The sequence below is a fragment of the Salipaludibacillus sp. CF4.18 genome, from assembly GCF_051262595.1.
GTDB classification, from domain to species: Bacteria; Bacillota; Bacilli; order Bacillales; family Salisediminibacteriaceae; genus Salipaludibacillus; species Salipaludibacillus neizhouensis.
Window position 1 is genome coordinate 1 of record NZ_JBIMEV010000081.1, and the last position, 14800, is coordinate 14800.

The window sequence follows — 14800 nt, forward strand, 5'->3', positions numbered from 1 at the left end:
CTCGTAACCTTGTTTTTCAAAGAAAACCGATAATTCGTCAAGGTCCTTCTCCGCACTTACCCTATAGCTAATGACTTCTACCGCTGGTTCTGCTTTTTTCTTTAACCATAGGCAATGATGGTTATGATCTTCAATAGCACGGTAAAAAATGTTCTCCTCATCAGCTTCCGTTTCAATGAAGCCAAGAGCATCATAAAACTTTCTTGACTTCTCTAGATCTGTCACATGTAGAACCGCACGACCAGTACGAATAATATCAAAATTCATTTTCTCTTCCTCCTCGGATTCAAAGCCTTATAGATTTGACAAACTCTTATCATTTGATTTGACTTCATTTAAGAAATCCTTTACATATTGCTTATATGGCTCTTTCTCAAACTGTTCGTAATATGTCATTCCCATTTTAATTGGATCGCCGAAGAAATAGTATTCATAGTGCATTTGACGGCTTCCGAAAGCACTCATCGTAACATCCCATGCTAGACGGAAAAGTTTCACTCTTTCATAACCTTCTAGGTTTTTCGCTTGAAGAGCTTTGTTTATTATTGGCCCTATTTCTTCATGTGTAAAGTCTGCTTCTGTTGGGATACCCATCAAACCAGAAGCACCTAAAATTCTCAAGATTTCAACAACACGTGGGTAAACTCTCGGATACCAGTTTCTAGCTGCATTAAGAGCTTCGAAGTCCGGAGTCATTGTTCCCCACTTATCAGGCTTTGCATTTTGCTCTGCGCGGTATAGGTGAGATTTCATTGTTTCAAGGATCAGCATTACTTCCGTAGCTTTATCTTGAACGTGCTGGAACTTATCGATACCAATCGCATCCATTATGCTTAGGATAATACCAAGCATGAACTCTGTTTTAACAACATTTTTAGCGATTACTTGGTGAGACATGTGCACAACAGCATTTGTCTCAAGGAAAGTGCGGTTACAAATAGAAGAGTTCCCGCATACAAAAACTTTCTCCCAAGGAACAAATACGTTATCAAAGTAGACAACAGCGTCTCCCTCTTCAAAACGACTGCTCATTGGATGATCCCACTCACTCTTACCATAGTCGAAAGATTCACGACTGATGTACTTCAGACCAGGTGTGTTATTGGGCACTACGAATGCAAGCGAATATGGATCATCGAGTTCGCCTGCCTGTTTAACAGTCGATGGGAATACAAGGATTTCATCCGTAATACCACCTTGAGTAGCTAGGAGACGAGCTCCATCTACAATTATTCCGTCAGCCCTTTTTTCAACGAGATGAAGTGCTACATTAGCATCTTTTTGCTCATGCTGGGCTTTTTCACGGTTCACCTGCGGATGAATCAAAGTATGTGTCAAACTAATATCATTTTCACGAGCATATTCATAATAGTTTCTTGCGTTTTCTGCAAACATCGGATCATCTTCCCCAAACAAGTCGCTGGCAACTCCCATTGCCATTACTTCTGCATTTAAATAGTCTGGAGAGCGTCCGAGCATACCACCAGATGTACGAGCCCAAGTTTGGATAGCCTCTCTTCTTTTCACGAGGTCTTCAATAGTTTCTGGACGAAGCCATGTCATCCCTATTTTATTACCGGTAGTAGGTGATGTATAAAGCATTTTTTCTGGTTGTTCATATTGCAAGTCATAAAGCTTTGCCATCGAGTTGATGACATTTTTGAAACTAGGATCCGTCGTCGGATCCTCCACACGCTCCCCGTGAATGTATACATTATTTTTTGCTTTACGAATCTTTTCTTTGTACTCTGCTCCTGTTTTTGCTGGCATTTTAATTTCCTCCCTTAAATTTTGTAAATTATTTTTTACCAAACTGTGGAATATGATGATCTCCCATTGCTACATGAATAATTTTTGTTTCAGTGTAAAAGTCAAACGCATAGTGCCCGCCTTCTCGTCCAATACCGCTGTGTTTAGAACCCCCGAAAGGAGTACGCAAATCGCGGACGTTTTGTGAATTTACCCAAAGCATTCCGGAATCAATAGCATGTGCTACTCGATGTCCCCGTTGCATGTCTTTGGTCCATACATATCCGGCAAGTCCGTAGCGAACGTCGTTAGCAAGTTCAATCACTTCAGCTTCATCTTTAAATGTCATCACTGCAATGACAGGTCCGAAGATTTCTTCCTGGACAATACGCATATTGTTCTTAGCATTTAATAAAATCGTTGGCGCAACATAGTTTCCACGATTCAGTTCCCCAGGTATATTTCCACTGATTACTTCACAGCCTTCTTCTTTTGCCAACTCGATATAGCTTTTCACATTATTGTAATGATCCGTATGAATCAGCGGGCCAACTTGTGTATCCGCTCTCATTGGGTCTCCTACTCGGATGTTCGCAACCCGGTCTTTCAGATTTTCAATAAACGACTCCGCGATCGATTCATGGAGATACAAGCGGGAATTGGCCGTACAACGTTCCCCGTTAAAAGAGAAAATCCCCCATGTGCACGCATCTAATGCTCGGTCCACATCTGCATCTTCAAATACAATAATCGGTGATTTTCCTCCAAGCTCCATGGAAAAGCGTTTCAAGGAGTCTGCCCCATTTTTCATAATTTCTGACCCTGTTGTAGTTTCTCCTGTGAAGGAAATCAATTCCACATCAGGGTTAGCAACGAGGGAAGCACCGGCAGTTTCTCCATAACCGTGTACAACGTTAAATACACCGTCCGGAAGTTCTGCTTTATCAATGATTTCCGCTAGGCGATTTGCAGTAAGTGGCGACAACTCTGCAGGTTTTAGAACTACTGTGTTACCTGTCGCCAAGGCCGGAGCAATTTTCCAGGTCTCCAGCATAAAGGGCGCGTTCCAAGGAGTAATTAAACCAGCAATTCCTACCGGCTTTTGTACCGTATAGTTTAAAAACTCGTCATCGACTTGGTAAACTTCTCCGACTAAACGAGCAGATACCATTTCCGCATAAAAACGAAAATTATTCGCTGCTCGAGCAACCATCTTTTTCGTTTGACTGATTGGAAGACCAGTGTCATAAGATTCTAAAGGGGCAATTTCATCAATATGCTCATCAATTAAGTCGGCTATTTTGTATATGTACGTTAGCCGATCTTTCATTTTCATATTTCCCCATTCACCTTTATAGGCTTTACGTGCCGCTTTAACGGCCTTTGCAATATCGGCTTCATCTCCTGAAGCAACAGTATTGATCTTTTCATTCGTAAAGGGACTAATATTATCAAAGGTTTTTTTACTTTCCGCATCCACAAAAGATCCATCAATGTAAAGTTTAATATTCGAAATGGAATTTATCGCTTTCTTACCTGCTTCACTGACATCTGTTAGTCGATCTGTGCTCATCTTTTTATTCCTCCCCTTGATTTGTTAACGCTTTCTTTAATACCTAAAAAAAATAAAAGGAAATTATTTTGAATTACTTGAATACTTTGCACATTTAATATATCACGTATGTATTTATATGAAAAATATCAATATTATTGATTAAGTATACTTTTTTAGTATACAATTTAAAAAATGAATAATTATCGAAAAGGAGGAACTGATTAATATGGATATCAAACAACTTCGTTACTTTTGTGCAGTGGCTGATGAAGGTCAAATAACCAAAGCCGCCAATAAACTCCATATGGCACAGCCACCCCTCAGTCAGCAAATTAAAAATCTTCAAGAAGATCTTAACGCCAAGTTATTTGAGAGGCACGGCCGTTCGCTTCAATTAACGACTTCTGGAAAGGTACTATATAAAAATGCTAAAAAAATTCTTCAAGAAATGGAAGAAACTATTATTGAAGTACAAGAAACTGAAGAAGGTATACGGGGAGTTCTCTGTATTGGGTCTAATAAGTCATGTTTTTCTTACTTGCCTGAACAGCTTAAACAGTTACGTTACAAGCATCCAGATATCTCTTTCTTACTTAGAGAAGGAGATACATCTTTTCTTTCAGACAGTTTAACCCACCGAGAAATAGAACTAGCTCTTGTCAGACTACCGGTTGATCTTCAGGAGTTTTCGATTCTACGCCTTCCTTCTGAACCATACGTTTTGATTTTACCAGAAGAATGGTCAAGCTTTGATCCCAATATTCACAGCGTTTCAATGAATGAACTTAAAAATATACCTCTAATGCTATTACATCGACTTAGCGGCGCCGGACAGTTCGAATTAGTTGTTAATGAATGCAGAAGCCACGGTTTCGAGCCTAATATTATTTGTGAATGTCCAGATGCTTCAATGCTCCTTTCTTTAGCTTCCGCTGGAGTCGGCGCAACTATTGTTCCCAAATCTACCTTACAAGGCTTCCGTTATGGAAATCTCCGTATTCTCGAACTTGAAGACGCTAAAATACTAGCTGAACTCGGAATCATATGGAAAAGAGATCACTACTTGACCAAGGGAGCCAAACGTCTATTAGATCTTTTCAAAGAGGCTTATCCTTACAAACTTTAACCATATTGTTGAATTTATATATTATTATATATATAATAATATATATGAAAAAGAAAACTAGTAATAAAAGTAAACATGCATACGATGTACTTCGTTCACGAATTCTTGATGGTATATACGCCCCAGGACAACGTATTATTTTGGATCAAATTGCTAAGGAGGTAGGATCCAGCCATATCCCTGTCAGAGAAGCAATTCGCCGACTTGAAGCAGATCAACTGATTGAATATAAATCGAATGTGGGCGCTGTAGTACTTTCCATTGACAAAAAAGTCTACAAACAGACCCTTGAACTATTAGGTGTACTGGAAGGTTATGCAACAGCATTAAGCGCTCCTCACATGAAAGAGAAAGATGTAAGTGATCTGGTTGCTATAAATGAGGAAATGAACGCAACTTTAATGAAATATGATCTAAATACTTTTAGCGATTTAAATAAAAAGTTTCATTTTGCAATTTATTCTCATTGTCCTAACACACTTCTTATTAATAATATCGAACAGGTATGGGGGAGACTTGGTACAGTCAGGAACTCAGGATTCACATTTTTACCGATGCGTGCCCCTCAGTCTATCAAAGAACACAATTACTTAATTGAACTGATTAAAAACCAAGTATCTTCCAAAGAATTAGAAGCTTTTGCTCGTCAGCATAAATTGAATACACTAATCGCTTATGAAAATCAAGAAAAAGCATAATTATTTAGTCCTGCACTCACTAGAATGCAGGCTTTTTTTCGTTGCTTTATTCCAAAAGCACAAGATACTGCCTCCATACTGAATGATATGGTGTCCCTGTTATTTCGCAAGCCTGCGTCAACCAATAATAGACACAAAAAAATGCACCCCGTTTCTCTCTCTTTGTTATCCTTGAGTTATCACTCACAAAACAACAAGGAGAGGATAGGTGCCAGTTTGTTCTATAAGAGAGTGGGGATAAAGAAACGTTCCAAACGATCACTGTGGATGGGAAAATCGAAAGTTAATTGATCAACTGCCTGACCGCCGTGCAGAAACCATCGAAAAGTGCATAGAGTAGAGTGACACAGGGAATTATCAAATTTTAGTAATTGATCGAGCTAAGAGGGTGAGTAATGCAACAAGTAATTAAACGTATGTCTCACGAAATAGAGTTTCCAAAGGTTACGCAAGAAAATACTAGAGTGGCAAGTGGTTAGAACCCATCCGAGGTAATCCGTATTGGGTTCTAAAGAGAAAGAATTGGAAAACTCTGCATCATGACACAGGACCCTTTAATATCGAAGTTATTTCTATGATAATACAATTATTTCAATTACGATTAGCGAGATTTTAATTAATATTCACTAAACACCTACCATCTCTTCTACTAGTAGATACTGCTGATTTTCTACTTCTTTTCCAATTTCCATTGTATGATTCCTTCTTTTAAAGAACTTCCTATATTAATATCGTTCACTAAAGAAAGCTCGTAGCTTTATTTTTTTGGTTCTACTAATTTCATTTTGCTTCAACTACATCCTCTTTAGTTACAGAAGGCGTATCAGATTTCTCTTGTGATTCTGCGATAATAATTGAAGCGATTACAAGAATTAGTGCAATAATATCTACTGTACGTATGGATGCTCCATAAAACGCCAATGCAACAACCGCTGCTACAATAGGCATTACTGCGGTTGCCATACCAGCTGTACTAGCATTAATTGTTGGCATAGCTAAAAATGTAAATGCATATGCTAATGCCCAACCAAGAATTGCGTAAAGAAACGTCCCCCACCAATCTCCAGCAGTTATTACAGATGCGTCAAATGTTTGGTATTCATATACAGCCATTGGTAAGGTTTGAATGAATCCCCACGCACAAAGTCCTGCTGCTAACGTCAATGGTGGTAATTCTACAGCGAATTTCTTTGCATATATGAAAAACAATGCAAGCGATATAACAGCTAATAGCATGAATAAAATACCTAAGAAATTAGATCCTCCTCCTATCTGTACACCAGCTATATTCATTATTAAAACAGCTATTACAGCTAGAGTAATGGAAATAAACTTTTTTGTATTTAATTTTTCTTTTAACAGGAAAAACGCTAAAATAAATACCACTGCCGGTATAATACTAGTAATGATTCCAACGGATATTGCACTTGCATAAGTTAATCCATATAAGAGGAATACTGTATAAAGCGTACAAGTAAGTAAAGCTTGCATAAATAAACCAAAATAATTCTTTTTTCCTAATTTCGTCCATTTTGTTTTCTCATATAACGTTGCAATAGGGATCATTATTACTGCAGCAACGCCTATTGTTATACAAGTAAATAACCAAACTGGGAATTTCATCATTAATTCCCCACCTAATGGAATGGTTACTCCAATAAACCCCATAGCTAACAAAATATAAATCAGTCCTTTTCTCATAAATGAAATACCTCCGCCTTTTATTTTAGTAACGCTTTCAATTAATTTTACGGTAACCTTAGCTACCGAAAGTTTATGTCAATCCTTTAAAATGGCATGACTTATATATGTCATAAATTAGACTAGCTTACTATAAAAAACTTTTTAAACGCCTCTATCGTTTTCCACGTTCCCTCATATCCTTGTTTTAGAGAATAGCTATTCCCTCTTTCTAATAAAATCGTATTTCCATTGGTATCTGTGATTTCAGCTTTACCTTCGATAACGTAAAATGTTTCATTACTTTCCGCACCATAAGGCATCCCATTTGGGTGCTCCTCGGGTGTATGTTTCCATAATCCGGCAAATACTACACCATCTTCACTTTGCGATTGCCTTAACCAACTAACCATACCCACTTTTGCTTCACCAACCATAAAAGGCTCCCATTTTTCATCTTTTCCGGATAGCTGAAATACTAATTCTTTTGCATTGTTTGATTGTGTCATGATTAAATTCCTCCAACTTTATATTCTTTGGCCCTTATGCTTTAGATACATTATGAACAAAAATAATCTATTACCCAAATGGCCTATTTTTTGTTTATCTTTTTAAAAATTCAGTTAATTTAATTAGTAGATATTTTCAAAAATTGTATGGTTTTAGTTCTCAGGCTATGCTTCTAACTTTTGATTGGATTCAACAAAGTATATTTCTACTAGCTTACTAGTAGTAAATGCACTCTCAATTGCACCATCAATAAAACCAGCCCATCCATTTGCATAGTCTGATCCAGAAAGGAAAAGTCCATCCTCTGGCCTTTGTAGTTCTGCTAAGTATTTTGTCAACTGATTCTTACGTTGCATAGGCCAGGTTTCCCCACAATACTCATCATCTACCCAGTCATGTCCCGTTGATTCAAGCACTTCCAAATCAGGAATCAAATGACGAAGTGCCCTTTCAACTTCTACTTTATTTTCGATGTTTATTCTTTTGGAATCCGGACCAAATCCAACAATAATGCTATCCTTCTCATTAATATATTCTAGTTGTGCAAAATTTATCGGGTAATCAGCTGGGGCCATTGCAACAAAAGGCTGGAATTTCCCTTTCAATTTCGCCCAAAATTTCACACCCTTGCTCGTTTGTCCTTCTTCTCCTGCTTGATGCTTACCTTCTGAAAGACCTGGTTTAAACTTAATACGATTTAGAACATTTAATGGGAGTGTAACGATTACAGTTTTAGAGTAAAATTCCTCACCAGTTATTGTCTTTACTTTATAGCCTTCAAGAGTTTTTTCTACCGATGAGACCGGTTTAGAATAAGATATATCTGCAGTAGTATCTCCAGCAATAGCTTCGATTAATTCCTTTGTTCCATTTTTAAGTTTATAGGTTGCACTGGATTCAAACAGATATTGCCAGTCATAATTTGTTAGGGATACCCATCTATATGCTTGTGATAATGCACCATCCTCAGGTGAACCATTGAAATTCAATGCCCACATACTGTAAATTAGATCATACTCTTCTTTACTGAGTCCTAAAGATCTTAACTTATCTGCAACCGTAAGGTGATCAATTTCATGTAAAGTATCAGAATGGAGTGGAGCGTAAGGTAAAGGGAAATAATTTCTTGCATCCTCCAATAGACGTACCATACCTTTATCTAATTTTCCTAAAAGTTCGTCAGCTGTCCCTTCATTACGTTTATTATCTGCCAACCAATAAGCTTTTTCGGGAACCGGACTTTGTGTTATTTCTAAATTGTAACGTGTGATTTCAGCCCAAGTATGAGGTTGTGACCAATGCACCCAAGTTCCACCTAGTTCAAGATCGCGCCCTAAACGATTTTCGACCCATGTACGACCACCTAATCTGTCCTTTGCTTCTAAAACCAATGTCTTATACCCTTTTTGAGTTAGTTCTCGCGCTGCAGTTATCCCTGCAAATCCAGCCCCTACAATGATAACATCATAACTTTTTCCCATTAATTTAACACCCCTTCTGCCCTTATACTTTGTAAGCGCTGACATATATTAGCAGATAGTCCCTTCTGGTAATAAAATGTTCTGCTAACATAAGCCTCCTATGGTAAAAGCAATATTATTACTATTATTGTGTTTGAAATAAGAAGTAAAATCTATTACCCATTTAGGCCATTATTTGTGAATTTTTTGTATTTTTTCTCAAAGTCTCTTTTGTATAATTGGTGCATTATAATGCCTTCATAAAATCAGCTTTCTCTGTTTCCCAAACCTGATTAATTATCAAAGTACCATTTTCAGTTATAGTAGGCCTAGACCCGCATTAATAAGTTCTGTATTTCTTCCACCCGTCCTTGCACTTTAGCTGAAGTAATGCCGAGCAGGTTTGGGAGAGATTGGGCAAAGTTAGAAAAAAGGCTTTCACTTTTACCGATGCCTGGCACTCAATCCATCACAGAACATAATTACTTAATTGAACTGATACAGAATCAAACACCAACACGAGATTTAGTAACTACGGCTCGTTAAGCACAAATTAAACGCGCTTACAGCCTTTGAAAACGAAGAAAAAATGTAATCAGCAGAGCCACTACTGCAGGGTTCTTCCTTTTTTATTGAAACTATGCCTTAAATCATATATAATAACATATATAATAATCGACTATTTTATCTAAAGAAAAGGAGCTGTGTGAAACTATGGTCAAAGCTAGATGTTTATTTAATAATTTACAACAATCTACCGATGTAGATATTACCCCTACGGCAAATGAAATAACTTTCAAGAACAGAACAGTTCATGCTAATGAGATTAATTGGCAGGTCCCTGTAAGCGGAATCATTTATGGGACAGCCCTGAATTATGAAGGGGAACTGGCAGCAATGGGGGATACTTTAAAAGAAGATCCGTACAAAGCCCCCCCCAAAGCACCAGTGTTATATATTAAGCCAGTAAATACTCTTTCTCCTCACTTGGCGCAAATCCCTCTACCAAGAGAGGAAAACACATTACAAGTTGGGGCAGCATTAGGTATTGTTTTCAAAGAAACATGTACACAAGTTACGGCAAATTCAGCGCTTGATTATGTGGAAGGCTTCACAATTGTAAATGATATTAGTATTCCACATAAGAGTATCCATCGTCCGGCTATCAAACAAAAAGTTCAGGATGGATTCTGCCCTATAGGACCCTGGATTGTCCAAGTCGACGAAGTTTCTGATCCAGACAATCTGGATATTAAAGTGTTTGTGAATAATGAATTAAAACAAACAAGCTCCACTAAAAGTTTAATACGAAATACGAAACAACTTATTGAAGATGTGACAGAGTTTATGACTCTCTCTGAAGGAGATGTTCTATTAGTAGGCACCCCTGAAAACCCTCCACTTGTAATAGAAGGAGACATAGTAAGAATAGAAATTGAAGGCATTGGGGCTTTAGAGAATAAAATTATCTCAGAACAAGAGGCATAAGCTTTTTAGTTATCGTTAACGGACTACTTAAATCAAAGGAGGAAATACAATGAAGAGAGCACGTGTAGCAATAGGCGGAGCAATCCATAATGCTTATGAATATCAAGGCAAAGTAAAGTTAACAGATGGTCGCTTGTTTTCAGAAGAAGAAGTAGAGTGGCTTCCACCTGTTAAACCACAAACCGTTTTTGCGTTAGGTTTAAATTATGCGGATCATGCTAAAGAGTTATCTTTTAGCGCACCAAAAGAGCCTTTAGTCTTTTTAAAAGGACCAAACACGTTTATTGGACACAATGCTTCCACGAAACGACCAGAGGACGTCACTTTTATGCATTACGAGTGTGAGCTCGGTGTAGTTATAGGGAAAACAGCCAAAAATGTAAAAAAAGAAGATGCTTATGACTTTGTAAAAGGTTATACGGTTTCAAATGATTATGCGATCCGCGACTATCTGGAAAATTACTATCGCCCTAACCTTCGGGTGAAAAATCGTGATACTTGCACGCCAATAGGTCCATGGTTAGTCGATCGTGACGATATAAAAGACCCTATGAACCTTCCCTTAAAAACAACTGTAAATGGAGCGGTGACTCAAGACGGTTCAACAAAAGACATGATTTTTACGATTCCAGACTTGATCGAGTACCTCAGTAGCTTTATGACACTAAACGAAAATGACATCATATTAACAGGAACTCCTAAAGGAACTACTGGTGTTAATGTTGGAGATGAAGTCATTACAGAAATTGAAGGCATCGGATCCTTGAAGAACCATATTATCAGCGATAAAGAATTTCAGCACTCTTAAGAAGGAGGAAGTTTATATGCCCCATTTTATCGTGGAATACACGGATAACTTAAACCCTGAAGGTGATATCCGCTCCCTTTTAAAAAAAGTAAATGACGTAATCATCGGACAAGGCGGTGTATTTCCAACTGGTGGTATCCGCTCTCGAGCAATCGAACTTAATGACTATGTAGTAGCAGACGGAACAGAAGATGATGCTTTTGTCCATGCACAACTAAAAATAGGTGGCGGTCGCAGTGATGAGGAAAAAAAAATAGTCTGTGATGAGATATTCGATGTGATCACAGAACATTTTTCTGACACTTTTGAGAAACGATACTTATCCTTATCTTTCGAAATTCTGGAATTTCAAAACCCTACTTACAAAAAAAATAATATTCATACCCGGTATAAATAATTTCGTCAACTGCCCTGGAAATGTTTTCACCTCTCCTAGGGTAGTTTTTTTTCTCTTACAAATGTATAGGCTATTCCATATCATATTGGGCCCACATTCATTCTTTCTCTCGTGATATAACAGATAGAGGAGGGATGAATATGGAATGGATTAGATCTTATAATTCTTGGTTTTGTAGCAAGTACATGTGGAACAATCATTGGTGCAGGTCGGGGGGTTATTCGTTCTCATTCTCTTAATATTTTACGATATTAGTCCTGCAGCCGCTGCAGCAACCGACCTCAATGTTGTTTTTTTGAATGCTCTTGCAGGTCTTCCTCTCTTTTTTTAAAACGTCGTAGTTTACTTCGAACGGGGAGAATCATCGCTTTAGGTGATGTGTATGGCTCGTCGCTATCAGTCCCGAAATATTGTATTATATATTATTTTCTAGTCTGCTTACCTTAATTGTTATATTAATGGGGTTCCAATTATTTTTTCGAATAACATAATGAGGTAAATATATGTTGAATTTATTTTCAAGGATTCACCTATTACCAACATTCAGTATAGAGCCCTTTTCTTACGCTGATTTCTCGCTGATCAAATAAACGAAGGCAGCGATTCGCACTAATTCCTTTGATTCTAGCGACACTATGGAAGCTCATCTCTGTACACAACCCCAATACTTCCTGTTCTACCATCGTCGTTTGTCGTTGATACCGATTTAAAAACGATAGTTTCTCAAAGAACGTGTAACGACATGCTAAACAACGATATCGGCGCTTCTTCACATATAAGTCGACACGCTTTCCAGATATACGATCCCCTTGAATTTTCTGTTCTCTATAACTATGAATCCGTTTTAGACAAGGTGGACAGGTTTGTTTACGTACCGTTGTATAGAGCTCAAACCAAAAGTCATTCATGTCCTCTCCGCTGTCGAAAACATGAACGTGAGCATCTTTAATCCCTAATAAATTTGTGATAAAATGAGGTTGCATCTGAATTCTCTCCTTTGGCTTTTGTGTGGTAACTAAAGCTTAACAAAGAAAGAGGATCAGGTGCTTTTTTTATGCTCATACCTCACTTCCAGATCTGGTAGGGGACACCACAACATTCAGTATAGAGCCAAGAAAAGTACTTCCTGGGGCAATTGCATTGGATGAATTCAAAGGTGACGCTGGTGGAGAGAGATTTCAAACGAAGATTGTGGATGTAGAGAACCGTGAGATCATTGATATCTTGCCTGATCGACGCGTGGAAACCATTGAGAAGTATTTTCGTGGATGTGACTATGGGAGCGTGGAGATTGTCGTCATGGATTTATCCAAAGCATTCAAAGAGGCGATACGACGTGCGTTGGGTGATATCCTAATCATAGCCGATCGTTTTCACTATATGAGACAAGTCTACTGGGCCTTCGATGAGGTTCGACGTCAAGTGCAACACGACCTGTCGAAAGATAAGCGAATTCGGATGAAACGAAGTAAAGAGTTGCTTTGGAAATCACCGGAGAAGCTGAATGACAAAGGAAAACGGCGAGTGAAGGAAGTATTGGAAGGGCACGATGAATTGAGAAAAGCATATGAGCTTAAGAATGCTTTAGATCATTGGTTTAAGAACTCCAATTCTGAGACTGCCAAAGGCAGGACTACAGGCGTAGATTTCCCTTGTGAAGGACGCCGAGATACCTGCGTTTCAGAAAGTCACAAAGACCTTTATCCGATGGAAACAAGAAATCCTTCGGTCCTTTATGTATCCCTTTAATAATGGCTACATTGAAAGCGTTAATAATGCAACAAAGGTGATTAAGCGAATGTCTTATGGAATTAAAAGCTTTGAACGTTTAAGAAAAAAGATCATGTGGCGACAAGCGATCAAAATCCAGGCGGTTAACCCGCCTGGATAACAGAGAAAGACTAAGTAAACCGCGGAGATTTTTCACACTCCCCCAACTACCGTCATGCGCCGATTTGACAATCAGGCTGTACCAGTACTGCCTGAGGTGATAGCTATCGATGAATATAAAGGGGATATAAATGAAGGGAAATACCAGGTCATCAGGCCTCTGGATACACTGCTTAACCATAGAAACGGTGAAAAACTATTTGCGGAAGAAAGGTCACAAGGTTGAGAGAGTCGCCATGGACATGAGTCGAAGCATTAAATCTGCAGTTAAAAAAACGCTTGGAAATCCTATCATTATTGCCGACCTTTTTCACTTCTGTCGATATATCTACTCGGATTTGGAAAGAGTCCGGCGAAGTGTCCAGAAAAACTTTCAAGATTATGACAGGAAGAAATGCAAGAGAATGAAGCATGTCTTTTATAAGCCAAAGGCCGAACTGTCCTAGAAACAGCGCTGGTATCTGAACAGGTACTTGTTTTCGGAAGCCTATAAACTTAAGGAGCTTTACTGTGAGTGATTTGAGATGTCAATAGAAAAAGGAAGCAACTGATATGAAGCTCCGTAAAGGAATCTTTGTATGATTACTACTGCAAGGTTAAATGAAGCATTCCGTTCAGCAATTCAAACCTTTAGAAACTGGCAGCCTGAAATCTTCAACAGTTTTGCTTTGAGGTATACAAATGGACTTGTGGAAGGCCTCAACAACCAGACCAAAGTTTTTAAACGAAATGCCTTTGGCTTTTGGCGGTACGATCGATTTCGAATGAGAGTATTACGTATTACTTCAATACTTCATCATCAATGGAAACATATAAAGACTCAGTAGGATAAAGGAGTGGGGAGATTACCCCCCCAACATTTGACTTAGAACCTAGTTTTTTTATAGCATGGAGAGATACATGCTCAATACCTTTTCCACAAATTATGAATGAAAGGCATCCAAAGTGATAATCAACATGAGATTTCCCTGATGTAAGCGAACTAATGGAACAAAACCTTCTTTAATTAAACTAGCTCTTTGTATTTCCCTTCGAATATAGTGAGCGGGTTACCATCTTGGATTTTCAAATTCATCACTTCTCCGATAAACAAGGTATGATCTCCAGCTACATGGTGGTCATACACTTTACATGCCAAACTCACAAGAGAGTCTTTAATAATGGGTAATCCTTCAAACGTTTCGAATTGGACGTCTCTCTCTTCTTTGATTTGTCCCGCAAACAACATCGACATTTCTTGCTGGTCTTCCGACAAAATATTGACCGCGTATTTCCCTGATTCATTTATTAGCTTTAACATTTTTGCTTTATCCGCCACTGAAATTTGGACAAGTTTCGGTTCGAGAGACACCGACATAAAAGCATTCGCAGTCATTCCGTGTACTTCTCCGTTCACTTCCGTCGTAATAATGGTGACTCCGGTCGCAAATCTCCCCATA

The 14800-nt window shown here is 38.3% G+C and carries 12 protein-coding genes and 3 pseudogenes; 7 read left to right on the top strand and 8 right to left on the bottom strand.

Features of this window, described 5'->3' with window-relative positions; genetic code table 11:
- From ACHABW_RS24055 to hpaE, 3 genes and pseudogenes are all read right to left on the bottom strand, one after another.
- Positions 1-267 (bottom strand): annotated as a pseudogene (locus ACHABW_RS24055) (3,4-dihydroxyphenylacetate 2,3-dioxygenase); the annotation flags it as partial.
- A 27-nt stretch (positions 268-294) separates the two neighbouring features.
- Positions 295-1770, bottom strand: coding sequence for a 4-hydroxyphenylacetate 3-monooxygenase, oxygenase component (gene hpaB / locus ACHABW_RS24060; RefSeq protein WP_435759334.1), 1476 nt, complete (start codon positions 1768-1770; stop codon positions 295-297).
- 28 nt (positions 1771-1798) lie between these two features.
- On the bottom strand, positions 1799-3322 hold the full coding sequence (hpaE, locus tag ACHABW_RS24065; protein WP_435759336.1) for a 5-carboxymethyl-2-hydroxymuconate semialdehyde dehydrogenase: 1524 nt from the start codon (positions 3320-3322) through the stop codon (positions 1799-1801).
- Between the two features lie 208 nt (positions 3323-3530).
- Between hpaE and ACHABW_RS24070 the strand changes: the two genes are divergently transcribed.
- Together ACHABW_RS24070 and ACHABW_RS24075 are read left to right on the top strand one after the other, a co-directional pair.
- Positions 3531-4430 (top strand): LysR family transcriptional regulator, encoded by a 900-nt coding sequence (locus tag ACHABW_RS24070; RefSeq protein WP_435759338.1) that lies wholly within the window; start codon positions 3531-3533, stop codon positions 4428-4430.
- Positions 4431-4474: 44 nt separating this feature from the next.
- Positions 4475-5128: a GntR family transcriptional regulator gene (locus tag ACHABW_RS24075; RefSeq protein WP_435759340.1), complete on the top strand. Its 654-nt coding sequence runs from the start codon at positions 4475-4477 to the stop codon at positions 5126-5128.
- A gap of 780 nt (positions 5129-5908) precedes the next feature.
- On the opposite strand, the gene ACHABW_RS24080 is transcribed toward ACHABW_RS24075, so the two are convergent.
- From ACHABW_RS24080 to ACHABW_RS24090, 3 genes are all read right to left on the bottom strand, one after another.
- Positions 5909-6829: a DMT family transporter gene (locus tag ACHABW_RS24080; RefSeq protein ID WP_435759342.1), complete on the bottom strand. Its 921-nt coding sequence runs from the start codon at positions 6827-6829 to the stop codon at positions 5909-5911.
- A gap of 122 nt (positions 6830-6951) precedes the next feature.
- Positions 6952-7317: a cupin domain-containing protein gene (locus ACHABW_RS24085; RefSeq protein ID WP_435759344.1), complete on the bottom strand. Its 366-nt coding sequence runs from the start codon at positions 7315-7317 to the stop codon at positions 6952-6954.
- Positions 7318-7482: 165 nt separating this feature from the next.
- Positions 7483-8799 (bottom strand): flavin monoamine oxidase family protein, encoded by a 1317-nt coding sequence (locus ACHABW_RS24090; protein ID WP_435759346.1) that lies wholly within the window; start codon positions 8797-8799, stop codon positions 7483-7485.
- A 693-nt stretch (positions 8800-9492) separates the two neighbouring features.
- On the opposite strand from ACHABW_RS24090, the gene ACHABW_RS24095 reads away from it, so the two are divergent.
- Genes ACHABW_RS24095 through ACHABW_RS24105 form a run of 3 tightly spaced genes read left to right on the top strand, consistent with a single transcriptional unit; the run spans position 9493 to position 11471 of the window.
- Positions 9493-10266 carry a fumarylacetoacetate hydrolase family protein gene (locus ACHABW_RS24095; protein WP_435759348.1) on the top strand — a complete coding sequence of 258 codons (774 nt, stop codon included), beginning with the start codon at positions 9493-9495 and terminating at the stop codon, positions 10264-10266.
- A 49-nt stretch (positions 10267-10315) separates the two neighbouring features.
- The gene (locus ACHABW_RS24100) at positions 10316-11074 is read left to right on the top strand and encodes a fumarylacetoacetate hydrolase family protein (protein ID WP_435759350.1); all 759 of its coding nucleotides are present in this window, start codon (positions 10316-10318) and stop codon (positions 11072-11074) included.
- A gap of 16 nt (positions 11075-11090) precedes the next feature.
- Positions 11091-11471, top strand: a complete 381-nt coding sequence (locus ACHABW_RS24105; RefSeq protein ID WP_435759352.1) for a 5-carboxymethyl-2-hydroxymuconate Delta-isomerase — start codon at positions 11091-11093, stop codon at positions 11469-11471.
- A 533-nt stretch (positions 11472-12004) separates the two neighbouring features.
- Here ACHABW_RS24105 and ACHABW_RS24110 read toward each other — a convergent pair.
- On the bottom strand, positions 12005-12454 hold the full coding sequence (locus tag ACHABW_RS24110) for a helix-turn-helix domain-containing protein (RefSeq protein WP_435759354.1): 450 nt from the start codon (positions 12452-12454) through the stop codon (positions 12005-12007).
- 121 nt (positions 12455-12575) lie between these two features.
- Between ACHABW_RS24110 and ACHABW_RS24115 the strand changes: the two are divergent.
- Positions 12576-13362 (top strand): annotated as a pseudogene (locus tag ACHABW_RS24115) (ISL3 family transposase); the annotation flags it as partial.
- An 18-nt stretch (positions 13363-13380) separates the two neighbouring features.
- Positions 13381-14188: pseudogene (locus ACHABW_RS24120) on the top strand (ISL3 family transposase); the annotation flags it as partial.
- Positions 14189-14367: 179 nt separating this feature from the next.
- Here ACHABW_RS24120 and ACHABW_RS24125 read toward each other — a convergent pair.
- On the bottom strand, positions 14368-14799 hold the full coding sequence (locus ACHABW_RS24125; protein ID WP_435759356.1) for a flavin reductase family protein: 432 nt from the start codon (positions 14797-14799) through the stop codon (positions 14368-14370).
- Between the last annotated feature and the right edge of the window lies 1 nt (position 14800).

Bases quoted from the DNA above. Each gene is read 5' to 3' on its own strand.
- hpaB (WP_435759334.1), bottom strand. From the start codon at position 1,770: ATGCCAGCAAAAACAGGAGCAGAGTACAAAGAAAAGATTCGTAAAGCA.
- hpaE (WP_435759336.1), bottom strand. From the start codon at position 3,322: ATGAGCACAGATCGACTAACAGATGTCAGTGAAGCAGGTAAGAAAGCG.
- ACHABW_RS24070 (WP_435759338.1), top strand. From the start codon at position 3,531: ATGGATATCAAACAACTTCGTTACTTTTGTGCAGTGGCTGATGAAGGT.
- ACHABW_RS24075 (WP_435759340.1), top strand. From the start codon at position 4,475: ATGAAAAAGAAAACTAGTAATAAAAGTAAACATGCATACGATGTACTT.
- ACHABW_RS24080 (WP_435759342.1), bottom strand. From the start codon at position 6,829: ATGAGAAAAGGACTGATTTATATTTTGTTAGCTATGGGGTTTATTGGA.
- ACHABW_RS24085 (WP_435759344.1), bottom strand. From the start codon at position 7,317: ATGACACAATCAAACAATGCAAAAGAATTAGTATTTCAGCTATCCGGA.
- ACHABW_RS24090 (WP_435759346.1), bottom strand. From the start codon at position 8,799: ATGGGAAAAAGTTATGATGTTATCATTGTAGGGGCTGGATTTGCAGGG.
- ACHABW_RS24095 (WP_435759348.1), top strand. From the start codon at position 9,493: ATGGTCAAAGCTAGATGTTTATTTAATAATTTACAACAATCTACCGAT.
- ACHABW_RS24100 (WP_435759350.1), top strand. From the start codon at position 10,316: ATGAAGAGAGCACGTGTAGCAATAGGCGGAGCAATCCATAATGCTTAT.
- ACHABW_RS24105 (WP_435759352.1), top strand. From the start codon at position 11,091: ATGCCCCATTTTATCGTGGAATACACGGATAACTTAAACCCTGAAGGT.
- ACHABW_RS24110 (WP_435759354.1), bottom strand. From the start codon at position 12,454: ATGCAACCTCATTTTATCACAAATTTATTAGGGATTAAAGATGCTCAC.
- ACHABW_RS24125 (WP_435759356.1), bottom strand. From the start codon at position 14,799: ATGGGGAGATTTGCGACCGGAGTCACCATTATTACGACGGAAGTGAAC.